Source organism: Microbacterium sp. NPDC087665, from assembly GCF_044743285.1.
In the GTDB taxonomy this organism is placed as follows: domain Bacteria; phylum Actinomycetota; class Actinomycetes; order Actinomycetales; family Microbacteriaceae; genus Microbacterium.
This window is the reverse complement of sequence record NZ_JBIUWD010000003.1, coordinates 199,174-221,686: the sequence shown is the minus strand read 5'-3', so window position 1 is coordinate 221,686 and position 22,513 is coordinate 199,174. Positions and strand designations below refer to the sequence as shown.

The 22,513-nt window shown below is 67.4% G+C and carries 22 protein-coding genes, 1 tRNA gene and 1 pseudogene; 9 read left to right on the top strand and 15 right to left on the bottom strand.

Annotated features, from left to right (window positions below; genetic code table 11):
• Positions 1-209: 209 nt before the first annotated feature.
• The gene (locus ACIOSY_RS07775) at positions 210-848 is read right to left on the bottom strand and encodes a hypothetical protein (protein ID WP_400851605.1); all 639 of its coding nucleotides are present in this window, start codon (positions 846-848) and stop codon (positions 210-212) included.
• A gap of 648 nt (positions 849-1,496) precedes the next feature.
• Here ACIOSY_RS07775 and ACIOSY_RS07770 point away from each other — a divergent pair.
• Positions 1,497-2,165, top strand: a complete 669-nt coding sequence (locus ACIOSY_RS07770; RefSeq protein ID WP_400851602.1) for a hypothetical protein — start codon at positions 1,497-1,499, stop codon at positions 2,163-2,165.
• A gap of 29 nt (positions 2,166-2,194) precedes the next feature.
• Positions 2,195-2,728 carry a hypothetical protein gene (locus ACIOSY_RS07765; protein WP_400851599.1) on the top strand — a complete coding sequence of 178 codons (534 nt, stop codon included), beginning with the start codon at positions 2,195-2,197 and terminating at the stop codon, positions 2,726-2,728.
• Between the two features lie 67 nt (positions 2,729-2,795).
• Here the strand turns inward: ACIOSY_RS07765 and ACIOSY_RS07760 are convergent, their stop codons facing one another.
• A complete protein-coding gene (locus ACIOSY_RS07760) occupies positions 2,796-3,377 on the bottom strand; it encodes a hypothetical protein (RefSeq protein WP_400851596.1) in 582 nt (193 codons plus the stop codon).
• A 133-nt stretch (positions 3,378-3,510) separates the two neighbouring features.
• Between ACIOSY_RS07760 and ACIOSY_RS07755 the strand changes: the two genes are divergently transcribed.
• Together ACIOSY_RS07755 and ACIOSY_RS07750 are read left to right on the top strand one after the other, a co-directional pair.
• A complete protein-coding gene (locus tag ACIOSY_RS07755) occupies positions 3,511-4,224 on the top strand; it encodes a DUF3800 domain-containing protein (protein WP_400851593.1) in 714 nt (237 codons plus the stop codon).
• Positions 4,225-4,583: 359 nt separating this feature from the next.
• Positions 4,584-4,724: pseudogene (locus ACIOSY_RS07750) on the top strand (site-specific integrase); the annotation flags it as partial.
• A 65-nt stretch (positions 4,725-4,789) separates the two neighbouring features.
• On the opposite strand, the gene ACIOSY_RS07745 reads toward ACIOSY_RS07750, so the two are convergent.
• Together ACIOSY_RS07745 and ACIOSY_RS07740 are read right to left on the bottom strand one after the other, a co-directional pair.
• Positions 4,790-4,880 (bottom strand) — tRNA-Ser (locus tag ACIOSY_RS07745).
• 48 nt (positions 4,881-4,928) lie between these two features.
• Positions 4,929-5,975 (bottom strand): hypothetical protein, encoded by a 1,047-nt coding sequence (locus tag ACIOSY_RS07740; RefSeq protein WP_400851590.1) that lies wholly within the window; start codon positions 5,973-5,975, stop codon positions 4,929-4,931.
• Positions 5,976-6,084: 109 nt separating this feature from the next.
• On the opposite strand from ACIOSY_RS07740, the gene ACIOSY_RS07735 reads away from it, so the two are divergent.
• Entirely contained in the window at positions 6,085-6,861 is a 777-nt protein-coding gene (locus tag ACIOSY_RS07735; protein ID WP_400851587.1) for a hypothetical protein, read from the top strand.
• Between the two features lie 17 nt (positions 6,862-6,878).
• On the opposite strand, the gene ACIOSY_RS07730 is transcribed toward ACIOSY_RS07735, so the two are convergent.
• From ACIOSY_RS07730 to ACIOSY_RS07705, 6 genes are all read right to left on the bottom strand, one after another.
• Complete coding sequence (locus ACIOSY_RS07730) at positions 6,879-7,355, bottom strand: adenylyltransferase/cytidyltransferase family protein (RefSeq protein ID WP_400851584.1); 477 nt, start codon at positions 7,353-7,355, stop codon at positions 6,879-6,881.
• A gap of 147 nt (positions 7,356-7,502) precedes the next feature.
• Positions 7,503-9,194 (bottom strand): thiol reductant ABC exporter subunit CydC, encoded by a 1,692-nt coding sequence (cydC, locus tag ACIOSY_RS07725; protein ID WP_400851581.1) that lies wholly within the window; start codon positions 9,192-9,194, stop codon positions 7,503-7,505.
• A complete protein-coding gene (cydD, locus tag ACIOSY_RS07720) occupies positions 9,191-10,867 on the bottom strand; it encodes a thiol reductant ABC exporter subunit CydD (protein ID WP_400851578.1) in 1,677 nt (558 codons plus the stop codon). The genes cydC and cydD overlap by 4 nt, the downstream gene beginning before the upstream one ends.
• Entirely contained in the window at positions 10,864-11,892 is a 1,029-nt protein-coding gene (gene cydB / locus ACIOSY_RS07715; RefSeq protein ID WP_400851575.1) for a cytochrome d ubiquinol oxidase subunit II, read from the bottom strand. The genes cydD and cydB overlap by 4 nt, the downstream gene beginning before the upstream one ends.
• Positions 11,893-11,906: 14 nt before the next feature.
• On the bottom strand, positions 11,907-13,322 hold the full coding sequence (locus ACIOSY_RS07710) for a cytochrome ubiquinol oxidase subunit I (protein ID WP_400851572.1): 1,416 nt from the start codon (positions 13,320-13,322) through the stop codon (positions 11,907-11,909).
• 93 nt (positions 13,323-13,415) lie between these two features.
• The gene (locus tag ACIOSY_RS07705) at positions 13,416-14,042 is read right to left on the bottom strand and encodes a helix-turn-helix transcriptional regulator (RefSeq protein ID WP_400851570.1); all 627 of its coding nucleotides are present in this window, start codon (positions 14,040-14,042) and stop codon (positions 13,416-13,418) included.
• Between the two features lie 127 nt (positions 14,043-14,169).
• On the opposite strand from ACIOSY_RS07705, the gene radA reads away from it, so the two are divergent.
• Positions 14,170-15,537: a DNA repair protein RadA gene (gene radA / locus ACIOSY_RS07700; RefSeq protein ID WP_400851567.1), complete on the top strand. Its 1,368-nt coding sequence runs from the start codon at positions 14,170-14,172 to the stop codon at positions 15,535-15,537.
• An 80-nt stretch (positions 15,538-15,617) separates the two neighbouring features.
• On the opposite strand, the gene ACIOSY_RS07695 is transcribed toward radA, so the two are convergent.
• The 4 genes from ACIOSY_RS07695 to ACIOSY_RS07680 form a co-directional block, all read right to left on the bottom strand.
• Positions 15,618-16,043 (bottom strand): dehydrogenase, encoded by a 426-nt coding sequence (locus ACIOSY_RS07695; protein ID WP_400851564.1) that lies wholly within the window; start codon positions 16,041-16,043, stop codon positions 15,618-15,620.
• 348 nt (positions 16,044-16,391) lie between these two features.
• Positions 16,392-17,048, bottom strand: coding sequence for a hypothetical protein (locus ACIOSY_RS07690; protein WP_400851561.1), 657 nt, complete (start codon positions 17,046-17,048; stop codon positions 16,392-16,394).
• A 10-nt stretch (positions 17,049-17,058) separates the two neighbouring features.
• Positions 17,059-17,562, bottom strand: coding sequence for an amino-acid N-acetyltransferase (locus ACIOSY_RS07685; RefSeq protein ID WP_400851558.1), 504 nt, complete (start codon positions 17,560-17,562; stop codon positions 17,059-17,061).
• Between the two features lie 205 nt (positions 17,563-17,767).
• Positions 17,768-20,296 (bottom strand): ATP-dependent Clp protease ATP-binding subunit, encoded by a 2,529-nt coding sequence (locus ACIOSY_RS07680; protein ID WP_400851555.1) that lies wholly within the window; start codon positions 20,294-20,296, stop codon positions 17,768-17,770.
• Between the two features lie 182 nt (positions 20,297-20,478).
• Between ACIOSY_RS07680 and ACIOSY_RS07675 the strand changes: the two genes are divergently transcribed.
• From ACIOSY_RS07675 to ACIOSY_RS07665, 3 genes are read left to right on the top strand one after another with little or no spacing between them, the layout of a single operon-like run.
• On the top strand, positions 20,479-21,117 hold the full coding sequence (locus ACIOSY_RS07675) for a hypothetical protein (protein WP_400851552.1): 639 nt from the start codon (positions 20,479-20,481) through the stop codon (positions 21,115-21,117).
• Positions 21,117-21,866, top strand: a complete 750-nt coding sequence (locus tag ACIOSY_RS07670; protein WP_400851549.1) for a hypothetical protein — start codon at positions 21,117-21,119, stop codon at positions 21,864-21,866. The genes ACIOSY_RS07675 and ACIOSY_RS07670 overlap by 1 nt, the downstream gene beginning before the upstream one ends.
• Positions 21,863-22,099 carry a helix-turn-helix domain-containing protein gene (locus tag ACIOSY_RS07665; protein WP_400851546.1) on the top strand — a complete coding sequence of 79 codons (237 nt, stop codon included), beginning with the start codon at positions 21,863-21,865 and terminating at the stop codon, positions 22,097-22,099. The genes ACIOSY_RS07670 and ACIOSY_RS07665 overlap by 4 nt, the downstream gene beginning before the upstream one ends.
• Here ACIOSY_RS07665 and ACIOSY_RS07660 read toward each other — a convergent pair.
• Positions 22,096-22,485: a YbjQ family protein gene (locus ACIOSY_RS07660; protein WP_400851543.1), complete on the bottom strand. Its 390-nt coding sequence runs from the start codon at positions 22,483-22,485 to the stop codon at positions 22,096-22,098. The two genes, ACIOSY_RS07665 and ACIOSY_RS07660, sit on opposite strands and share 4 nt — an antisense overlap.
• Positions 22,486-22,513 lie beyond the last annotated feature (28 nt).

Sequence of the window (22,513 nt, the reverse complement as noted above, 5' to 3'; positions counted from 1 at the left end):
GCTTTGGCCGCCTGGATAGTGGCCTGAGCAGCGATCGTCCATTCAAGCCGATTTCGCGGCCGCGATCCGCGTCACCGTGCCGATGTCCATGCTCGGCCCCTCCTCGCCCCCTGCGACGAGGTCTTCGATGGTGCCAGGCGAAGGTCCTGCTCAACTGGGCCGCGGCGCCGGTCGAGTGAGTCGCCGGGGAGCTAGTCGAGCGCTCGCGATCATTCCGAGGAGGAGGATGAGGAGTAGATCTCCGTCGTCGCCGGTCGTTGTTTCGCGGCAAGTACGATCGCGAGGATTCCCAGTCCTGCTGTCCCGGCGAAACCGGCAAGGGTTGTGAGCAACTGGAGCAGTGGAGCGAAGCTCTGTACGTCCCCGGACGACTGCGACACGAAGATAAACTGCGTGATCACCCACACCCCTGCGTAGCCACCCAGAGCCCACACCGGTGCCCAGCGCCACGGATTCTCCACCACCTTGGCGCGAACGACCTGCATTCCCGCGACGAGCCCCGCGCCGGCCGGGACCAGCAACGCGAGATAGCCGATGGCGCTTCCACCAGCCTCTACGACAGGCTCCTCCGCTGTGAGTCGGGTGAGCACGAACAACGCCAGCGGCCACAGCCCCACGATCACCAGGGCAGTCACGCCCAGCGGCTTGCGCGCAACGATGCTCGCTTCCGAAGAGAGACCAACCGCAAACAGCAGCACAGAAGACGCATAGATCACGTCAAGAATCACACTCACGTACGCTGTCGCCGTCGCGCTGTTCAGCGTCGGGGGCAGCATGCCAGCGACGCCGCACACGATCAGACCGATACCGCCCGCCACCCAGGTCCGCTGCCTCTGCCGTCGAGTCATCCTTCCACCCTACTTACCGAGTGAGTCCCGGATTTCACGATCGACGTCGCTGATGCCTCGACATGTCAGCAGCCCCGCTTCTTGCTCAGTTGCTCGCCTCACCTGACCAGCAGCGAGCCAGACGGACAAGCCTGCGAATACGAGAACACCGCCCGTAAGCACCGCCTGCGCCCACATACCAAGGTCGCCCCCTACGATCGCGTAGGGCACGAGACGATTCGTGTTCGCAATCGCTAGAACAGCAGCCACCGCGCCGAGCACGAGCAACAGCCAAAGAGAATGCGCTCGCGAACCGACTTGGACACAGTGCCCGCCTGACGAACCATGTGACGACGTTTGCGAGCATCCACGTCTAGCCAGATCAAGCTCGCGTTACTGCTACGTAACCGCGAGCCGCCACCCGGACATGACAAAGGCCCCGCATCCCAGTGTTTCCAAGGGATTCAGGGCCTTCGTGGTGGCGGTGACGGTGGGATTTGAACCCACGTGACGGCCGCGGAACCGCGCAGAGAGTCTCCGATACCCCCGGAATCATGCGGATTCTGAGTCACCAGAATCACCCGTAGCCCTCCTCGCTCACGACTTCTGTTGTCACGGTGTTGTCACCGCACGGATGCTCCGATCCGGTGTGACTATGCAGGCATGGGGATGGGTGAAGAGAAGCAGTGGCTGACGTATCGCGATGCGGCGAAGCGGGTGCAGGCCAGTCACCGGACGGTGCGCCTGTGGGCACAGCAGGGGATGCCGATGGAGTGGCGGATGATCGAGGGGCAACGCACCCGGGTTGTCGAGCTCGATGTGCTGCTCTCGTTCTGGCGGGAGAGGATGCAGACGACGGCGTTCCACTTCTACCGGGTGCGGAAGCGGGCGGCAGAGGCGGGCGTCGTGCTCGAGACTCCGGAGGCCGTGCGAGCCAAGCGCCTTAAGGCGTCTGAGACCCGCAGGGGCATCCGGGCAGCCGAGACGCCTGAGAGCGCCGGATTCGGGCGCACAGAACCGGAGACAACCACTCCCGAGCCGAACGTCGACCCGCTCGCGGACATGACGCCGTTGAAGGGTAGCGCCGAGTACTACGCGCTCACCGAACGAGTGCGGACGACCACCCCACGGTGTGCGGGAATGCCCGAGTACACCGGCGACCGCATCAGCCCCGAAGACTCCGAACGTCTCGCAGGGATCTGCGCCGGCTGCCCGCTGCCCGCCGAACGCGAAGCGTTCGCGAGCGCATCGAAGCCGACCGGTGGGTTCTGGCCAGTTGGGGCCACGCAGGCACATAGCGTCGCCTGTGCCGAATCTGCGGAAACACCCTCTGGTTGATGTCGGGTATCGCTCGTACTCTGACGAGCATGACCGACGAACTCAGCATCTCCGACCGCATCTACTACGCCATCGCCTCCCTGCGAGGTTGGGGCCCCGTGCTCGCCATTCATCAAGACTATGGAGCCGCCCAGGCATGGCGCGTCGGTTCTCTCATCTCCTCAATCCTCATCGCAGCGGACGACGACAGGCTGCCCCTCGCCATCTTCGGCACGGCCGACGACAGCGGCACCGGTGAGATAGTCGCCGTCTACCCCGATTTCTTGGTCCTCGCGAGCGTGACCAACCTCGACGTGCACAGCGGCGACTTTACGGTCGATGTGCATCCGCTCGCAGGCGCGACCAACCTCCGCGTCTCGACTCGCCACAACTACTACGCTGGCGTCACCGAAACCCCACGCCATACGGGACTGGAAGTCGCGTTCGACGTCGACGGCAAGCACCTGACGTTCGCCTCGACGCAGACAGCCTCGTACAGCGACGGGACGTTGACCGACGACAAGGCGGTCGCGGACGCGTTCACGGCGATTCGCGACGCAGTCAGCCGGAACGCTCGCGCCTGAGCACCTATCTCGCGGCATACCTCACCGTGGCCTGATAACCGGGCCACGGTTGAGTGCCCGGATGCGGCTAGAGGGCGTCGTCCGCGTGAAGATCACGGAAGCCAGAGGCCTTCGGAGCCGGGTCGTCCGTGGCCTTTGCGATCATCTCCTGCGGGGTTGTGCGCACCCTGCGTCGAACGCTCGAGTTCGCATAGGTGATGAGGTAGCCGTGCTTCTTGCCGGCTTCTTCCCCGGCGAGCGAAGTGGAGAACCAGATCTTGAGCACGCCACCAGGAGCGAGGCTCTGGGGCATCTCCGGATACGGCACACCAACCTGATCGTGGCCTCGAGGCATCGCTGCGGTCTTCAAATGTCCGCCCTTGCCGTCGATTGCGCGTACGTCGTAGATGATCGCTGCGGTGCGTCCGAGGTTGGAGATCACGACTTCGTCGCCGTCGGCGTCGGCGTGCACAGCGTTCCCGAACTGCAGATAGTTACGCACCACGAACGGGTGGATCCGCGGCCGAGCACTGAGCGTGTGCCAAAGGGTGAGACCGGAGACAGCCAGCGCAACAATGCTGATCAACAGGCCCCACGATCCGTCCGGAAACACGATTAGCGGTGAGTCGATGACAATCCACGGATCGGAAGGAGCAGGAGTCTCGGACATGGGTCAGATCGTATCGTCGGACTGCTCAGCGGACCCGACGGAGACCGGGGCGGGCGAGGAAGTTTCCTCAGCTGCGATGTGACGGTTCTTGCTACCTGGAAATAAGCGTCCGAAACGCTCTTACTCTGGAATCATGCTTCACGCCTACGTCGACGAGTCCGAGCGGGACGACACCCATTACTTCCTCGGAGCATTGGTCCTCGACGACGCGCAAGCGCAGACTCTCCGCACCGCGCTTGACGACACCATGGCGAAGCACACCGAGACCTTCCCGGTTCTCGATGGCGCCGAGCTCCACGGCAGCACGATGATGCGAGCCCACGATGCTCCGTGGCGATCGGTCCCGCTCCGTGTCCGCTTCCGCATCTTCGAGGAGGTCATGCAGGAGGTGCTCGACAGCGGCGCTCGTGTCTACGTCGAGGGGGTGGATATTCGCCGGCAGATCGCCCGCGGATACCCGACCATAATGCCAGCGCGCGAACTCGCCTTCAGTCACCTCTTCGAGCGCATCAACGACTGCTGTCACTCCGGAGAACCTCGGGTGCGGGTTGTCGCCGATGAGCACCATACCGCTGAGATCAGCCGGAGCAACTTCAACCGTTACCAGATCGCAGGCACCTACGGGTACCGCTCGAGCCGGTTGGCGAACATCCACCCTGAGATCGAGTTCATCGAGTCGCACACCGACCGCGCCCTCCAGGCCGCCGACCTGGTCACTTACCTCTACAACCGCATCTGGACGGTGTCGGAGACCGACATGCGGGCCCATCGACAGAAGCACGACATGTGGCAGATCGTCGACGAGGCGGCTCGATGGCCGAGGGGACGCGCACGGATCTGGCCGTGACGCACGAAACCCCCGCACGGTGGCGGGGGTCCGGCAAGGCGGGAAGTTTCCTTCCTGCGCTACGAAGGTAACACGGATCCCAGACATCGCGGCGATCCCCAGCGGATCCCACCGCCACCGACACCAGCCGATGACGGAAGGCCTCGACGTTGTCTACGGGCGGAAGAACAGGCGCCCAACGCTGATCGGACGGAGGCCGGCGTCGACGAGTACGTGCTCGATGCCTGTAGCTGTTCCGTCCTCGAGCACGACGTCGGCTGCCCCGAACGACAGCACCCCCATAGGGCGGGAGCGAAGTCACGACCTCGTTGGCGAGATGCCGCACACCATCGGTGCCGAGAAAGCGCCAAAGGTTCCGCGTGAAAGCCGTGCAGCGAATGCTCGGACATGCCTCCGCGAGCATGACCCTCGACACCTACGCCGACCTGTTCGACGACGATCTCGACGGTGTCGCAGTCGCGCTCGATCAGGCACGGAATGCTGCGAGTGTTGTGACGTAGTTGTCACGAGGAATGAAAAAAGCCCGCCCTCCCCAGTGTTTTCTAGGGAGAACGGGCTTCTAATCTGGCGGTGACGGTGGGATTTGAACCCACGGTAGGGGGTTACCCTACACAACTTTTCGAGAGTTGCACCTTCGGCCGCTCGGACACGTCACCGCGGACTAGCTTACGACACCGCGCGCCCGCGCGCGAATTGAGAAGGGCTCACCAGGCGGCGGCGACCTCGGCGTGGGTACGCAGGATGCCTTCGGTCGATCCGGCGGGGGCGCGGCCGATGCCGCATTCGGTCGCGACACCGAACTGCGTCACGTAGGGCGCGGCCGCGGCGATGCGGCGGGCGGCACCCTCGGCACCGTCTTCGCGGTGCACGAGCCCCAGGTACAGCTCGGCCACCGGCACGAGGTCGGCGAGCGGCGCGTAGTAGGCGAGGTCGTCGCGGTCGATCGGTACGGGCAGGTGCAGCCAGGTAAACGAACGGGCGGATGCCGCGGCCACCGCATTCGCGTACCGCACGAGGTTCGCGGTATCCGTCGGCTCGACGAAGTGGTGCTCGCCGGCATCGCCGTAACAGAGGTGCACGCCGACCTCGACGTCGGTCGGCACCGCATCGACGAACGTCGCCAGCCGCGTGACGAGGCCTTCGAAGACGTCGCCGTCCCACCAGGCATCCATCAGCGCGCCGTATCCCGAGGCGCCTTCGATGATGCCCATCTCGCTCGCGACATCCCACTGCACGGCCAGCTCGTCGTGCGGGATCGCCGTGAGAATCTCGTCGAGCTCGCGCAGCATCGCCGCCGTGTACACGGGCTCGAATGCGGCACGGTCGTCGCCCTGGAAGAACGACGAGATCACAGCGACCGGCGTCGGCAGGGCGACTTCGAAGCGCACACCCTCGGCGATCACTCCCTCCTCGCGCAGACGACGGAAGACGGCGTACGACTCGATCGCCGCAGAGGCGTATCCGAGCGCGGGCAGGCGGATGCTCGCGGCATCCGTCCCCTCGGCGATGCGCAGGCCGCGGGCGTCGAGGCCGTGGCCGAACGGGATGGGTTCTGCGCCCACGCGCTCGATGCCCTCGGCCTCGCCGAGGACATCAGGCTGGAACATGATCCAGTGGAACCGCTTGCCCACCTCCCCGTCGGGGATGCGGCGGAGGTGACCCCCGAGCAGCTCGGAGGCCGCGCGCATCGTCGTCTCGGCATCATCGAAGTTCACACTGCCCACGAGAAGGGCACCCTGTGGCTGCGTCATGCCCTCAGGTTAGCGGCGGCATCCGACGTCTTATCCACGGCCGGTCATCGGGCATCAGACGACCGCCCCGGTTAGGATGACCTAAGGGAAACCGAAGGAAGGATGCACCATGGCATTCATCACCTCCGATGCTCTGGCCGAGACGGGGTACGTCGTGCTCGACGATCACGACCAGGCCGCCGACCCCGCCGAGTGGCTCGATCTGGAGTACGTCGGCTGGCGCTCCTCGGGCATCACCCGGTTCGCCCCGCTCGCCAGCTATGCGGGCGACGTCGAGTGCAACGGCTTCTGGAACCACACTCCCCCGCGCACCGACAAGAACGGCGTCTGGGTCGAATCACAGGTCGCCCTCGCACCCACGCTGAAGGCCCGCGCCGAAGAGCCCGGCGCCGCGATCGGCCGCTGCCGCGTCATCGAACTGCAGCCCAACGAGTACGCCGACGCGATCTACAACCTGCACCAGGACGACAACAACCGCCTCAACGACGAGGGCACCGGCTGGGTCGTGCGCGGCTACTACAACCTCTCCGACGACCCCGACTCGATGCTGATCCTGCGCTCCGACCGCTTCGACCCGGCGACCGAGATCCGTCTGCCGCTGCCCGCCGGCTCGCGCATCATCGTCGACACGCAGCGCTTCTGGCACGCGGTCTGGCACCGCGGCGTCGCCCCGCGCTTCGCCCTGATCACCTCGTGGACGTCGGGACCCGAGCTCGACGCGTACATCGCGGCGAACCACGGCGACCCGCACCCGCCGACGGTTGCCCTCGACCCCGCGTTCGTCGACGCCGCCCAGCTCGAACTGCACCGCCGCATCGAAGAGCGCCGCCGCGCGTTCGAGGCGCAGGGCATCGTCATGGAACCCCCGACCCCGCTCTACAGCTGACGCGCGCGCTCGTCACCTCAGTTTCTCGCGACCCGCTCCGCTTCCTTCGCGGCGACGATCTTGCGGAGCCCGGAGCTGGAGAAACGGTGGTCTCTGCCGTTGAAGTACAACTCGATCCCGCTCGCCTCGCAGTACTCGCGGCCCGTGAAGTCCCGATCCTGGTACTCGTCGCCAACGATGCGCACGTCGAGTTTGAACGAGCGAAGGATGTCCTCGAGGTCCTGCTCCGTCGAGTATGGAACGATTTCGTCCACGTACTGGCATCCACGAAGCTGGATGTAGCGCTCTACCACCGTCTGCGTCGGTGGGTTCTTCTCCGGACGGTCCAGGGTCGGATCCATCTGCAGTCCGCAGATGAGGTAGTCGCACTGACGCTTCGCCTCCGCGAGCATCATGATGTGCCCCGCATGCAGAAGATCGAACGTGGAGAACGTGATCCCTACTCGCGGCCCCGGGTTGTAGTCCCGTCGCTCGACCGAAATCTCATCGGGCATCGCATCTCGCTCTCTGTCGCCGGAGATTCCCTCTCGACACGGTGATGTCGCAGGGTCGCCGACGATGCTAGCCGATGTCTCCGACGTGTCCCCGGCGGGCCCATGGAGCAGCCGGATCCCGGTGTAGCGACCGGAGCAGTGCGCGCGTCAGACCGTGCGCCCGCCTTCCAGCCGCACGATGCGGTCGACCGAGCCCGCGGGCGGCGCGATGTGCGAGATCAGCAGCACCGACTGCTCGCCCGCGGCGCCCAACAGATCGCGCAGCAGGGCGTCGGAGGCATCCGGATCGACCCCGGCCGTCGGCTCGTCGAGCACCAGCACGGGGAAGCCGCGCAGCAACGCCCGAGCGAGTGCGATGCGCTGCGCCTGGCCGCCCGAGACGAGAACGCCGCGGTCGCCGACGCGCGCATCGAGGCCGCCGCGCTCGTGCACCCATGCGTCCAGCCCGACCCGGGCGAGCAGGTCGAGCAGTTCGTCGTCGGTCGCCGTCTCGCGCGCGAAGAGGAGGTTCTGGCGGATGTCCTCGTCGAACAGCTGCGGACTCTGCTCGCACAGTCCGACCACGCGCCGCAGCGCCGGACCGGCCATCGAACACGCGTCGACATCGCCGAGCAGATACGAGCCCTCCACCCGCAGGAACCCGACCAGCGCAGCGGCGAGCGAGCTCTTGCCGGCGCCACTGGGCCCGGCGACGAGCACCCGCTCCCCCGGCCGCAGGTCGAGATCGATCCCGCGCAGCGCCGGTGCGCCGCCCGGCCAGCTCGCCCGCACATCGCGCAGACGCAGCGTCGGGGTACCGGCGAGATCGACGTCGGCGCCGTCGTCGGTGCGCAGCTCGTCCGGCATCCGCTCGGGCAGCACATCGACGATGCGCGCGGCGCTCGATCGCACGCTGCGCCACGATGCCGCGGCGATCGGCACCGCACCGAACACCTCGAACACGACCATCGGCACCAGCACGACCACGGCGAGCCAGGGCCCGTCGATCGCCCCGGTGACGAGACCGGGGGATGCTGCGGCCAGAGCCCACACCGACGCCGCTCCGGCGACCGCCGAGACGACGCCCGCGGAGATGGCCTGGGCGAGCGACGCGCGGGTCACGACGCGGCGGAGCGCGGCATCCGCCTCTCTCACGCGCTCGCGCGCCTGGGACTCGGCACCGTAGGCGAGCAGCACGTCGAGGCTGCCGAAGTAGTCGACGAGCGCGGCCGAGAGGTCGGCGCGACGGGCCGACACGAGGGACTCGGCCCGCGACCCGAACAGCCAGCCCATGCCGATGGCGACCGCCGCCGCGACGAGCAGGCACGCCGCGAGCGTGAGGGCGGCGACCGGCGAGACGAACGCGATGAACCCGACCGCGCCCAGCGCGACGAGACCCGCGACGGCCAGGGGCTGCACCACGCGCAGCGGCAGGTTCTGCAGGTTCTCTACGTCGTCGACGAGGGCGGAGAGCACCTCGCCGCGGTCGGTGCGACCGAGTCCGGCCGGCGACAGCGGGATCAGCCGGCGCACCATGTCGGCGCGGGTGTTCGCGAGCTGACGCAGGGCGGCGTCGTGACCGCTCAGACGTTCGAGGTACCGGGTCACGGCGCGCGACACCGCGAAGAATCGCACCCCGACGACCGCGATCGACAGCGGCACGAGCGAGTCGACGATCGAGGCGCTCACGATCAGCCACCCGCTCACGGCCAGCAGGCTGACGGCTGCGGCAGCCGAGAGCACGCCCCAGAGCAGACCGGGTGCGAAGCGTGCGAGCGGCGGCTGCGCCAGACGCAGCACCGCACGGATGCGCGCGGCGCGGGTCGAGTCGGTTCCCCTGGTGTCCGCCGGGGCGCTCATACGCTCACCCCCAAAGCGACGACGTGGTCGGCGATCTCGCGGGCCGAACGACGGTGGGAGACGAGCAGGATCGTGGCCCCGGCATCCGCCCGTCCGCGCAGCGACGCCCACAGTCGTGACTCGGTCTCGGCGTCGAGGGCGCTGGAGGGCTCGTCGAGCATCAGCACCCGGCGCGGGTCGCCGGCATGCCGGTAGAGCGCCCGCGCGACGGCGACGCGCTGCGCCTGTCCGCCCGAGAGTCCGCTGCCCTGCACCCCGAGTTCGAGCGCGGGGTCGAGGTCGGCGCACGCGTCGTCGAGGGCACGGCGCACGCGACCGGCATCCGGAGCCGGGTCGCCAAGCCCCACGTTGTCGGCGATGGTTCCGCGCAGCAGGCCCGGGGCCTGCCCAGCCCAGGCGAGCCAGTCCGCCGGGTCGAGCGCGCGCACGTCGGCATCGCCGAACCGCGCGGCCCCGGCGAAATCGGCAGCACCGCGCAGCGCCGCGAGCAGGCTGGTCTTGCCCGATCCGCTCGGCCCCTCGATCAGGGTGATCGTTCCCGGGGTCGCAGTGAACGACACGGCCGGCAGATCGCGCACGCGCAGGTCTTCGACGGTCAGCTCGGCGCCCTTCGTCGCGCACAACTCCTCAGGGTCGCGGCCCGCCGATCCCGATCGTCCCGCTTCCGGGTCCAAGTCGGCCGGAACTGAGGAGTTATGCAGCGCCCCGGGCAGCGCCCCCGAAGAAGCCCCCGCCGCATCCAGCACCTCGAAGATGTCTTCCGTCGCCGCGACGCCCTCGGCCGCGGCGTGGAACTGCACCCCGACCTGGCGGATCGGCAGGAAGGCCTCGGGCGCGAGCAGCAACACGAACAGTCCGACCTCGAGCGAGAGGTCTCCCGACAGCAGCCGGAACCCGACCGCCACCGCGATCAGCGCCACCGCGAGCGAGGCGAGCAGCTCCATCGCGAACCCCGAGAGGAACGAGAACCGCAGCACCTTCATGGTCTCGCGGCGGTATGCGTCGGCCGTGACCTCGATGCGGTCGGCGGCGCGGCGCTCACGGCCGAACAGCCGCAGCGTCGCGAGGCCCTGCACGGTGTCGGCGAAGCGCACGGCGAGCTGCTGCAGCGTCTGCCACTGCTTCTGCTGCACGGTGCGGGTGGCGATACCGATGAGGATGAGGAACAGCGGGATCAGCGGCAGCGTGACCGTGGCGATGAGCCCGCTCTCCCAGTCCGACCACCACATGATCGCGAGCAGCACGGGCGTCGCGATCGCGGTCATGACGAGCTGCGGGATGTACCGGGCGAAGTACGAGTCGAGCGCTTCGAGCCCGTGCCCTGCAGTGAGGGCGAGGCCTGCCTGATTGCGCTGCGCGAGCCACGACGGGCCCAGTCGGCCGACGGCCCCGATCAACGCGGCGCGCAGCTGCATGCCGGTCTTCGCGGCGGCGCGGGTGCCTGCCGCATCCGACGCCGCGATCAGCAGGCCGCGCAGTAGGGCCGCGAGCAGCAGGCCCACGAGGGATGCCGTGACATCACGACCCGCGAGAGCGCCGGTGACGGCATCCGTCAGCAGCCACGCGAAGACCACCGTGACGGCCGTCTGGACGACGCCGATCAGCGCGGATGCCGCGAGGAATCCCCTCGCGGCACCTGCGTAGCGCAGCAGTCTCGGATCGACGGGTTTCACGCGTGCGCCGGTGCCCCCTCGATGGAGCTGCGCGTGACGCGCTTGCGGAACACCCAGTACGTCCAGGTCTGGTACGCGATGACCAGCGGAAGGGCGATCAGCGCGGTCCAGCTCATGATCTGAAGCGTATACGGCGTGCTCGACGCGTTCGCGATCGTGAGGCTGTACGCGGGGTCGATCGTCGACGGCATCACGAACGGGAAGAGTGCCCCGAACAGCATCACCACGGCGAACAGCACGGTGGCGGCGCCGGCGGTGAAAGCGCGGCCGTCACGGCGCACGAGCGAGAACCCTACGGCGGCGATCAGGCTCACCGCGGCGAGCGTGCCCGCGCCGATGACCAGCCAGAGCAGCGGCGCTTCGCGGCCCATCGCGATCAGCACCGTCCAGACGACGGTGCCCGCGGCGGCGAGGATCGTGGGCCCGGCGGCGAGCTTCGCGAGGCGGTGGGCGTCTTCGTGCACCGGTCCGTCGGTCTTGAGCGCCACGAACAGCACGCCGTGCAGGAAGAACAGCAGCAGGGTCGTGATGCCGACGAGCAGCGCGTACGGGTTCAGCAGGGCGAAGAACCCTCCGACGTAGATGTGGTTCTCATCGAGCGCCACTCCCTGCACGATGTTGCCGAAGGCGACGCCCCAGAGCAGCGCGGGCACGGCCGAGCCGATCACGATCATGCGGTCGAAGCCGCGCTTCCACTTGAGGCTCTCGCGCTGGTGGCGGTACTCGAACGAGACGCCGCGCAGGATGAGGGCCAGCAGGATGAGCAGCAGCGGCAGGTAGAACCCGCTGAAGAGCGTCGCGTACCACTCGGGGAACGACGCGAACAGGCAGGCGCCGGCGACGATGACCCAGGTCTCGTTGAGGTCCCATACCGGGCCGATCGTGTTGATGACCTGGCGGCGCGAGACGTCATTCTTTCCGAGGAACGGGAGCGACATGCCGACACCGAAGTCGAAGCCGTCGAGCACGAAGTAGCCGACGAACAGGAAGGCGACGACCCAGAACCAGATTGTTGCGAGATCCATGGTGATCCTTCCTCTCAGTACACGACCGACGGCAGCTGGGCCGTCTCGTCATGGGGTTCTTCGGTGGTGTCGGGGCCCTTCTGCGCGGCCTTGATGATGAGGCGGATCTCGACGACCGCGAGGGCCGCGTAGATCGCGGTGAAGGCGATCAGCGAGATGAGCACCTCGACGCCGCTCACACCGGGCGAGACACCGTCCTGCGTGGTCATGAGCCCGAACACGAGCCAGGGCTGTCTGCCCATCTCGGTGAAGACCCAGCCCATGATGTTGGCGGCGAGCGCGAGCGGGAACGACCAGATCGCGAGCTTCCACATCCACGGTGCGGGCTGCCGCTTGGCGCCCTTGCGGGTGAGCCACAGGCCGATGACGGCGACGAGGGCGGCGGCGATGCCGAGACCGATCATCCAGCGGAACGCCCAGTACGTGATCCACAGCACCGGCGCGAAGTCGGTCAGTCCCGTGTCGGCGAAGGTCTGAGAGTACTCCGCGTTGAGGTCGACGATGCCGTGCACGCACTCGTCGAACGAGTGGGTCGACAGCAGCGACAGCAGGTAGGGCACACGGATCGAGAACAGTTCGGAGCTGCCGTCGGGTGTGCCGAGCGTGAAGAGGCTGAACGAGGCGTCGTACCCGCACACGGTGTTGAAGGTCGCCTCGGCGGCCGCCATCTTCATGGGTTGCGCGGCGTACATCGCGAGCCCCAGCTGGTCGCCGGTGAGCACGACGCCGGCGGTCGAGACGATCATCGCCCACAGGCCGAACTTCAGCGAGATGCGCATCGTGTCGAAGTGCTGGCCGCGCGCGAGGTGCCAGGCCGAGACCGAGATGACGACGCCGGCGGCGAACATCAGCGCGCCGAAGATCGTGTGGGGGAACGCGGCGAGCGCGACGGGGTTGGTGAGCAGCGCCCAGAAGTCGGTGAGCTCGGCGCGGTTCGTCTCGGGGTTGTAGATGTACCCGACCGGGTTCTGCATGAACGCGTTGGCGGCGATGATGAAGTACGCCGAGAGGATGCTGCCGATCGAGACGCACCAGATGGTGGCGAGGTGCAGCTTCTGCGGCAACTTGTCCCAGCCGAAGATCCACAGCCCGATGAACGTTGCCTCGAAGAAGAAGGCGAGCAGGCCCTCGAAGGCGAGCGGTGCGCCGAAGACGTCGCCGACGAAGCGGGAGTAGTCCGACCAGTTCATGCCGAACTGGAACTCCTGCACGATGCCGGTGACGACACCCATGGCGAAGTTGATGAGGAAGATCTTGCCGAAGAAGCGGGTCAGGTGCAGGTACTGCACCTTGCCGGTGCGCACCCAGGCGGTCTGGAAGATCGCCGCGACCAGCGCCATGCCGATCGTGAGCGGCACGAACAGGTAGTGGTAGACGGTCGTCAGACCGAACTGCCATCGAGACAGGACCAGCGGGTCAAGCCATTCCATGGAGCACTCCTCTTTCTCAGCCCTGCTGCCACGCTATCGACGGGCCCGTCGCCCTCGTGGGGCCACCGGCCGTGAATAAAGACGGATGCTCGCCTAGGCGGCGTGCATCGCCGTCAGGCGCAGCTGCACGGTGCAGTCCGCCGGCAGGGCGGAGGGGCGCACGGCATCCGCAGCGAGCGGCCCACCGGCCTCGGTGAGCACCCCCTGCATGAGGCCGAGGTGCACGGTGCACAGCATCGGACGGTCTTCGGCGCGGCCCCCGGCATGGGGGCACGGGCTGAGATCGACGGTGAGCTGCTCGTCATCGACGACGGGCTCGAAGCCGCTCTCTTCCAAGTGTTCGATCAGCGCATCGAGCTGATAGGTGGCGTCCTGGCCGAGGGCGGATGCCGAACCCGGCAGCACCCGGCGCAGCAGGTCGCCGCGGCGCGCTGCCGCCGACACCTTGTCGCGGGCGATCGGGCTCGAGGCATCGCCCATCCCGGTCGCGGCGCTGTAGAGCGTGCGCGGGCGGCCGCGGGTGGTGCGGTGCTCGGTGGCCTGGATGACGTAGCCGCCCTCGATCAGGCGCTGCAGGTGCTCGCGCACGGTGTTCGCGTGCAAGCCGGTGGCCTCGCAGAGTTCACCGATCGTGCGGTGGGCACGCGTCTGCACGAGGTGCAGGAGCTGCACTCGCGAGTACGTGGAGATCGGCCCGCAGACGGGCCCGGCGCTGGCCATGCCTCCAGTATGGCCCGGCCCGCCGACCCGGTGTGGCCGTTCGCGATAGGGATGTCGGATGCCCGCGATAGCCGCCCTGCATGGGTGCCTGTCCGGCGATGTCGGATGCCCGGGCTAGCCTGTCTGGATGGCCACCCGTCGACCCGCCCCGCCCGCGTACGTCTGCACCGAATGCGGGTGGACGACGGCGAAGTGGGTCGGCCGCTGCGGCGAGTGCCAGCAGTGGGGCACGGTGCAGGAGCAGGCGGCGAAGACCGGCATCGTGCAGCGCGTCAGCGCGCAGGCGCCGATGGCCGATCGCGCGGCGCGACCGATCACGCAGATCACGACGACCGATGCGCCCCGGCGCACGAGCGGCGTCGGAGAGTTCGATCGTGTGCTCGGGGGCGGCATCGTGCCGGGCGCGGCGATCCTGCTCAGCGGCGAGCCCGGCGTCGGCAAGTCGACGCTGCTGCTCGAGGTCGCGGCGAAGGCCGCCCACGCGGGGCGCCGGGTGCTCTACGCGAGCGCCGAGGAGTCTCCGGCGCAGGTGCGTCTGCGCGCCGAGCGCACCGGCGCCCTGCACGACGAGCTGTATCTCGCGAGCGAGACCGACCTGGCGACGATCCTCGGTCACATCGACGAGGTGAAGCCGCAGCTCGTGATCGTCGACTCCGTGCAGACGGTGTCGTCGGCGATGATCGACGGCGCCGCCGGGCAGCCCAGCCAGGTGCGCGAGGTCGCGTCGACCCTGATCCGCATCGCGAAGGAGCGCGGCCTGCCGATCATCATCGTCGGCCACGTCACGAAAGACGGCCAGGTCGCCGGCCCGCGTGTGCTCGAGCACCTGGTCGACGTCGTCTGCCATTTCGAGGGCGACCGCCAGACCTCGCTGCGCTTCATCCGCGCGCTCAAGAACCGCTTCGGCCCCACCGACGAGGTGGGCTGCTTCGAGATGACCGGAGACGGGATCGCCGAGGTGCCCGATCCCTCCGGTCTCTTCCTGTCTCAGGGCGCGACCGAACCGGGCACCTGCGTCGCGATCTCGCTCGAGGGTCGCCGGGCTCTTCCCGTCGAGGTGCAGGCCCTCACCGTGCCCAGCAACGCGCCCAACCCGCGCCGCATCGTCAACGGCCTCGATGCTTCCCGCGTCGCGATGGTGCTCGCCATTCTCGAGCGTCGCGCAGGAATCCCGACCGGCACGCTCGACGTCTACGTCTCGACCGTCGGCGGCGTACGCTTCACCGAGCCGGCCGCCGATCTCGCGATCGCGATCGCCGTCGCAGGTTCCATCCAGCAGTTCTCCGTGCCCCGCACGGTCGCCGCCGGGGGCGAGCTGAGCCTCGCCGGAGAGATCCGTCCGGTCACGCAGTCGGCGCAACGACGGGCAGAGGCATCGCGACTCGGCTACGAACAGGTGATCGACGACCGTTCGAAGACCCTGCGTGCGGCGCTCGACGACGTGCGCGCCCGCAACACCGCGCGCCGACGCGAGGCCGACATCCCGCCGTTCTGATCGGCGACCGCCGACCGCGATGCGTCAGGGCATGAACGTCAGGGCATGAACGTCAGGCTGTGAACGTCAGGCTATGAACGTCAGGCTTCCAGCGCCTTCAGCAGATCCTGCGGCGATGCCTGCATCGGGTGGGGACCGGCGATGTCGAGGAACACCGTCGTGATCGGGTGCGTGCCGAGGAACGAGCGCAGCCACTCGGGCGAGTAGATCCCGACTCCGGGAGGCAGGTTCTCCGGCTTGTTCTTCGCGTCGCTGAACAGCAGCAGCGCGAGGTCACCGCTGTTCGGGTCGCGATAGGTCCAGACCTCGCCGCTGTCGAGCGGATTGTCACGGGCGCCGGGCTTGACGAGCGGAACGACCGTGGTGCCGTTGCGCAGCGCGAGGGCGACTGCTGCGATGTCCTGCTTCTCGAGAGCGAGCGCCAGCGCCTCGGATCGGAAGTCTTCCGGTGCGGGCTTCTTCGCGCTCTTCTTCTTCGCCGAGCTCTTCGCCTTCTTCGCTGCCATGCGTCCAGCCTATGGGCGTGGCAAACTCTCGGCATCCCGGGGCGGAGACCGCCGCAGAAAAGATTGGGGCCCTCTCGACTCATCCAGTGGGGACTGGGGTACTCGAGAGGGCCCTCGGGTTCTCGAGCGGCGATGTCGAAGCGCTGGGGACGCTGTAGCTCGACGCCACTGGGGATGGCATGTTGCCGCAAAGATCAGAGAACCACCTCAATGGTATCCCAAAGGGGCGTCCGTGTCAGCCGGTACACCGGAGAACACCGCTTTTCGCACGAAGAAAACTAAATCTCCTACGCTTTTGATCGCCGCACAGCCCCCGCGCCTTCGATTTCGGCAGTGGCGGCGGACCGTTCAGTACAGCAGGATCTGCTTCGTCGACGTGCTCGGGAAGCCACCGATCGACACGGCCACGTGATACGACGCTCCCCCACCGGGGGCGCGCTGCCTGTTCTCCTGCGTGCAGGTCTCGACGCTCGATCGCGTGCGGTCCCAGGTCACCGGCTCCTTGCTGGTGACCGTGGTGCCCGCCGTGAGCGTCGCGATCATGCTGCTCGGGTTCTCCTGGCAGTCGGTGGAGCGCCACCACACGTCTTCCCCGCTCGACACGGTGAACGACTGCATCGTCGAGCCGACATCGAGCGTGCAGTCGGTCGCCCCGTTGTTGGTGAGGGAGATCGAGAGCTGCGGCATGACGCCGTCGGCGTAGGTGTCGGCGTCGGAGACCGCCGACACCTCGATGTCCTTCGCCTCGCAGGCGACGATTGCGGGCGACTCATCGGCCGACGGCACCGGGTCGGGCGCCGGAGACTCGGTCTCCGCGCTCGGCGTCGACGACGGGGTCTGCGACGCCGACGCACTCGGAGTCGGACTCGGCGTCGCGTCGGCGGCCGCCCACGGCTGAGCGACGACCAGCCAGATGCCGATTCCGAGTGCGGCGACGAGAACGATCAGTCCGCCGAGCAGGACGACCCGTCGACGACGATAGACGGCTGCATACTGACGAGGCATGGGTTACAGGCTAGTTGAGCCGCTTGAGCATACGTGTGTTGCCGAGCGTGTTGGGCTTGACGTGCGCGAGATCGAGGAACTCCTCGACGCCGGCGTCACCGCTGCGCAGCAGCTGCGAGTAGACGTCGGAGTCGACGACCTGCTCACCGATCGGCGTGTAGCCGCGGCGCCCGAAAAACTCGACCTCGAAGGTCAGGCAGAACAGTCGCGAGAGCCCGAGGGTCACCGCGTTCTCTTCCAGACGGTCGACGATCGCGCGCCCCACACCGTGGTGCAACCACTCATCGCTGACCAGCAGCGTGCGCACCTCACCGAGGTCTTCCCAGAACACGTGGAGCGCGCCACATCCGATCAGCTGGCCGTCGGCCTCGGCGACGACGAACTCCTGCACCGCGCCGTACAGCACGGCCAGGTCCTTTCCGAGGAGGATGCGCTGCTCGACGAGCGGCTGCAGCAGGTTGCGGATGCCGACGATGTCGGCGCTGCGCGCCGGTCGGACGATGTACTCGCTCACCCACCCAGCCTAGAACCCCGTCCTGGCCGGACCCTGACCGCGCACCGCACCCCACCCGCACGAGAGGTCAAGACACGCCCAACGCAACGCGCCCGACGCGGCGTGTTCTGACCCCTCACGGGAACGTCACTCCGGAGACGAGAGACACAGAAAAGGGGCGGATGCCGAAGCATCCGCCCCTTTCAGGACTCAGTCCGTCGAAGGATCACTCCCCGCTGGCGACCGCCAGGTCGGGGGTGGCGGAGATCTCGCCGCCGGTGTTCACACCCACTGAGACCGGGCCGCCATCGCGCGGACCGTGCTCGAAGAGGAACTCGCCGTCCTTCGCGTCGACCTTCACGTGGTCGCCCGCGTTGAGCTCGCCGTGCAGGATCTTCTCGGACAGACGGTCTTCGATCTCGTGCTGCATCGCGCGACGCAGCGGTCGAGCGCCCAGCGACGGGTCGAAGCCGATCTCGATGAGACGTTCCTTCGCCGGCTGCGACAGCTCGATCGTCATGTCGCGGTCGAGCAGACGCTCGCCGAGGCGCTTGGTGAACAGATCGACGATCTGCACCAGCTCGGTCTTGCTGAGCTGCGGGAACACGATGATGTCGTCGACACGGTTGAGGAACTCGGGCTTGAAGTGCCGCTTGAGCTCTTCGTTCACCTTGCCCTTCATCCGGTCGTAGCTGGTCGAGCTGTTGCCCTCGAGCTGGAAGCCGACGGGGCCTCCGGCGATGTCGCGGGCACCGAGGTTGGTGGTCATGATGATGACCGTGTTCTTGAAGTCCACGATCCGACCCTGGCCGTCGGTGAGCCGACCCTCTTCGAGGATCTGCAGCAGCGAGTTGAAGATGTCGGGGTGCGCCTTCTCGATCTCGTCGAAGAGCACCACGCTGAACGGCTTGCGCCGCACCTTCTCGGTGAGCTGGCCACCCTCTTCGAATCCGACGAACCCGGGAGGGGCACCGAACAGACGCGAGACGGTGTGCTTCTCGCCGAACTCGCTCATGTCGAGCGAGATCAGCGCAGCTTCGTCGTCGAACAGGAACTCGGCGAGCGCCTTGGCGAGCTCGGTCTTTCCGACGCCCGTGGGGCCGGCGAAGATGAACGAGCCCGAGGGACGCTTCGGGTCCTTGAGGCCGGCGCGCTGACGACGGATGGTCTTGGACAGAGCGGCGATCGCCTCTTCCTGACCGATGACGCGCTGGTGCAGCGCCTTCTCCATGAAGACGAGTCGGCTGGACTCCTCTTCCGTCAGCTTGAAGACGGGGATGCCGGTGGCCTGTGCGAGCACCTCGGCGATCAGACCCTCGTCGACCACCGCGGAGGTGGCGACGTCGCCCGCACGCCACTGCTTCTCGAGACGCAGACGCTCGGCGAGGAGGCTCTTCTCCTCATCGCGCAGCGACGCGGCCTTCTCGAAGTCCTGCTCTTCGCTGGCGACTTCCTTCTGCTCGCGCACCTTGGCGATCTTCTCGTCGAATTCGCGCAGCTCGGGCGGGCTCGACAGGATCGACAGACGCAGGCGTGCGCCGGCCTCGTCGATCAGGTCGATGGCCTTGTCGGGCAGGAAGCGGTCGGAGACGTAACGGTCGGCGAGGTTCGCCGCGGCCACGATCGCACCGTCGGTGATCTGCACCTTGTGGTGCGCCTCGTAGCGGTCGCGCAGTCCCTTGAGGATGTTGATCGCGTGCGGCAGGCTCGGCTCGTTGACCTGCACGGGCTGGAAGCGACGCTCGAGCGCGGCATCCTTCTCGAAGTGCTTGCGGTACTCGTCGAGCGTGGTGGCACCGATGGTCTGGAGCTCGCCACGAGCGAGGAGCGGCTTGAGGATGCTGGCCGCATCGATCGCGCCCTCGGCGGCACCCGCACCCACGAGGGTGTGGATCTCGTCGATGAAGACGATGATGTCGCCGCGCGTGCGGATCTCCTTGGTGACCTTCTTCAGGCGCTCCTCGAAGTCACCGCGGTAGCGGGAACCGGCGATGAGCGAGCCGAGGTCGAGCGAGTAGAGCTGCTTGTCCTTCAGCGTCTCGGGAACATCGCCCTTGACGATGGCCTGCGCGAGGCCCTCGACGACGGCGGTCTTGCCGACGCCGGGCTCACCGATCAGCACGGGGTTGTTCTTGGAGCGGCGGGAGAGGATCTGCATGACCCGCTCCGCTTCCTTCTCGCGCCCGATGACCGGGTCGAGCTTGTTGTCGCGCGCGGCCTGCGTCAGGTTGCGACCGAACTGGTCGAGAACCTGCGAGCCGCCCTGCGCGCTCGGGGTGTCGTTGCTCTGCGCACCGACGGCCGCGGGCTCGCGCCCCGGAGCACCGGAGAGCAGCTGGATGACCTGCTGGCGCACCTTGTTGAGGTCGGCGCCGAGCTTGACGAGCACCTGTGCGGCGACACCCTCACCCTCGCGGATGAGACCGAGCAGGATGTGCTCGGTGCCGATGTAGTTGTGACCGAGCTGCAGAGCCTCGCGGAGGCTGAGCTCGAGCACCTTCTTGGCACGGGGGGTGAAGGGGATGTGCCCGGTCGGCTGCTGCTGACCCTGGCCGATGATGTCCTGCACCTGCTCGCGCACGGCGTCGAGGGAGATACCCAGCGACTCCAGCGCCTTGGCGGCGACACCTTCGCCTTCGTGGATGAGGCCGAGCAGGATGTGCTCGGTTCCGATGTAGTTGTGGTTGAGCATCTTCGCCTCTTCTTGGGCGAGGACGACCACACGACGGGCTCGGTCCGTGAATCTCTCGAACATTGTTCACTCCTTGGTTCGCACGTCCCTGTGGGTGCGAGCGCTTGTATACCGAGAGTAACCACCGCGGATGCCGTGTATGCCCGTGTTCGCCGTCGGCATAGTGCGGGGAGGGGTTGACGGGGTTATCGAGAATCGTTACGTTAACGGGAGTCGATAACATCGATAAACGATAAGGAGCGATCATGAGCACCTCGGAGCAGAACACACTCTCCCGCGGAGACCGCGGGGGCATCATCGGATTCTCGATCGCCGGCTTCATCATCGCGGCCTGGATCAGCATCACCGCGATCATGCGCATCATCGTCCTGGCCAGCGGCACCAGCGTGCCGGTCGCCGTGCAATTCGTCGACAACGTGGCCGAGATCCCCCTCGCCGATGGAGCCGGCACGGTGCCGATCGAGCTCGACCGGGGCATCCTCGTCGCCCCTCAGCTCACTCCGATCGCCATCGTGCCCGGCATCCTGGGCCAGCTCGCGCTGATCCTCACCGTCGTCACGGTCATCGGATGCCTGCTCCTGCTGTCGCGCAGCATCATCGGCGGACAGGTGTTCAGTCGCCGCAACACCCGGTTGGTGACGACGGCCAGCATCACCGGCCTCCTCGGCTTCGCCGCGGTGCAGTTCTTCGACAACATGCTCGCGAACGCCACCGTCAACATCGTCACCGACAACAAGCTCGACACCGTGGTGATCAGCGTCGAGCCCTTCACCTTCGTGCTCGCCGCATTCATCGTCAGCGTCATCGCCACCGCCTTCACCGTCGGCGACCGTCTGCAGCGCGAGAAGGCGACGCTCGAGAAGGAGACGGAGGGACTGGTCTGATGCTCGCCTCGGGTACCGAACTGCCGGCCACTCTTCTGCGCATCGCCATCATCCTGGCCGTGCTCGCGGTGATCGCGGGTGTCGTCGTGGTGATCGGCCGCCGTCGCAAGAGCACGACGCTGGCCCTCGACGTCACGCTCACCCTCAGCTCCTGGTGGGTGATCCTCTCCGCCGTGGGGCTCCTCTTCATCATCGGCAAGGCGTTCACCGGCGACTTCGCCGAGATCGGCAACGCGCCGATGAACATTCCGTGGGCGACCGACCTGCCCTGCCGGGAGGCCGCGGAGGTCTCGGGTCGCACCGAGCTGTGGTGCGCGAGCGCTGCGACGTCGACCCTGACGATCTCCGATCCGGACGTGGCGACTCGGGTGCTTGCGGCGGCGGCACAGGCGTGCGCACAGCTCTACTCGACGATCCCCGCCGTGCTGATCGCCGTCATCTGCTTCCAGACGCTGCGCGGGCGCCCGTTCACCACGACGATCACCCGGGCGCTCGTCGGCGGATCGATCGCCGTGCTCGTGCTGGGCATCGCGAACGACCTCCTGCCGGGCATCGCCTCGACCATCGCGCTGCGCTCCGCCGTGCCGTTTGACAGCCCGCTCTACCCCGAGACCTTCCAGATGGCGGTCACTCCCCTGCCGATCATCGCGGCGCTAGCGCTCGCCGCCCTCGCCGCGGTCTTCCGCCAGGGCATCCGGCTGCAGAACGAGAACGAAGCCCTTCAGAAGGAAACCGAGGGTCTCGTATGAGCCCGGCCGAGAACGACGACGAGCTCACGGGCATCCACTGCCGCCTCGACGAGCTGCTCGCCGAGCGCGGCATGACGCTCACCGAACTGAGCGCGCGCGTGGGGGTGAGCATCGTGAACCTCTCGGTGCTCAAGAACGACCGCGCCCGCGCCATCCGCTATTCGACGCTGCGGGCGATCTGCGATGCGCTCGGCTGCGAGGTCGGCGACCTGCTGGTCCTCGCCGACCGTTAGAACTGGGGCGGCGTCGGCGGCTGGGCGTAGGTGGCTGCCGGCGGCTGCGTCGGGGCGGATGCCTGGGGCGTGAGCGGCTCGACGACCACCGCGGTGCCGTAGGCGCAGATCTCGGTGAAGTTCTGAATCGACCCGGCGTCGAAGCGCATCGCGACGATCGCGTTGCCCCCGCGCTGCTGCGCCTCGTTCCACATGCGGCCCATCACGACCTGCCGCGCCTCGTACATCACCTGCGTGTACTCGGGGATCTCACCGCCGCCGAGCGAGCGGAATCCGGCGGCGAATCCCTGCCCGAAGTCGGTCGAGCGCACGGTGAGGCCCATGACCTCGCCGAGCACCTGCGTGATGCGATAGCCGGGGATGTCGTTCGTCGTCACCATGAACATGAGGCCATCGTGCCAGAGTTCCCGCTCT

Bases quoted from the DNA above. Each gene is read 5' to 3' on its own strand.
- ACIOSY_RS07775 (WP_400851605.1), bottom strand. From the start codon at position 848: ATGACTCGACGGCAGAGGCAGCGGACCTGGGTGGCGGGCGGTATCGGT.
- ACIOSY_RS07770 (WP_400851602.1), top strand. From the start codon at position 1,497: ATGGGTGAAGAGAAGCAGTGGCTGACGTATCGCGATGCGGCGAAGCGG.
- ACIOSY_RS07765 (WP_400851599.1), top strand. From the start codon at position 2,195: ATGACCGACGAACTCAGCATCTCCGACCGCATCTACTACGCCATCGCC.
- ACIOSY_RS07760 (WP_400851596.1), bottom strand. From the start codon at position 3,377: ATGTCCGAGACTCCTGCTCCTTCCGATCCGTGGATTGTCATCGACTCA.
- ACIOSY_RS07755 (WP_400851593.1), top strand. From the start codon at position 3,511: ATGCTTCACGCCTACGTCGACGAGTCCGAGCGGGACGACACCCATTAC.
- ACIOSY_RS07740 (WP_400851590.1), bottom strand. From the start codon at position 5,975: ATGACGCAGCCACAGGGTGCCCTTCTCGTGGGCAGTGTGAACTTCGAT.
- ACIOSY_RS07735 (WP_400851587.1), top strand. From the start codon at position 6,085: ATGGCATTCATCACCTCCGATGCTCTGGCCGAGACGGGGTACGTCGTG.
- ACIOSY_RS07730 (WP_400851584.1), bottom strand. From the start codon at position 7,355: ATGCCCGATGAGATTTCGGTCGAGCGACGGGACTACAACCCGGGGCCG.
- cydC (WP_400851581.1), bottom strand. From the start codon at position 9,194: ATGAGCGCCCCGGCGGACACCAGGGGAACCGACTCGACCCGCGCCGCG.
- cydB (WP_400851575.1), bottom strand. From the start codon at position 11,892: ATGGATCTCGCAACAATCTGGTTCTGGGTCGTCGCCTTCCTGTTCGTC.
- ACIOSY_RS07710 (WP_400851572.1), bottom strand. From the start codon at position 13,322: ATGGAATGGCTTGACCCGCTGGTCCTGTCTCGATGGCAGTTCGGTCTG.
- ACIOSY_RS07705 (WP_400851570.1), bottom strand. From the start codon at position 14,042: ATGGCCAGCGCCGGGCCCGTCTGCGGGCCGATCTCCACGTACTCGCGA.
- radA (WP_400851567.1), top strand. From the start codon at position 14,170: ATGGCCACCCGTCGACCCGCCCCGCCCGCGTACGTCTGCACCGAATGC.
- ACIOSY_RS07695 (WP_400851564.1), bottom strand. From the start codon at position 16,043: ATGGCAGCGAAGAAGGCGAAGAGCTCGGCGAAGAAGAAGAGCGCGAAG.
- ACIOSY_RS07690 (WP_400851561.1), bottom strand. From the start codon at position 17,048: ATGCCTCGTCAGTATGCAGCCGTCTATCGTCGTCGACGGGTCGTCCTG.
- ACIOSY_RS07680 (WP_400851555.1), bottom strand. From the start codon at position 20,296: ATGTTCGAGAGATTCACGGACCGAGCCCGTCGTGTGGTCGTCCTCGCC.
- ACIOSY_RS07675 (WP_400851552.1), top strand. From the start codon at position 20,479: ATGAGCACCTCGGAGCAGAACACACTCTCCCGCGGAGACCGCGGGGGC.
- ACIOSY_RS07670 (WP_400851549.1), top strand. From the start codon at position 21,117: ATGCTCGCCTCGGGTACCGAACTGCCGGCCACTCTTCTGCGCATCGCC.
- ACIOSY_RS07665 (WP_400851546.1), top strand. From the start codon at position 21,863: ATGAGCCCGGCCGAGAACGACGACGAGCTCACGGGCATCCACTGCCGC.
- ACIOSY_RS07660 (WP_400851543.1), bottom strand. From the start codon at position 22,485: ATGTTCATGGTGACGACGAACGACATCCCCGGCTATCGCATCACGCAG.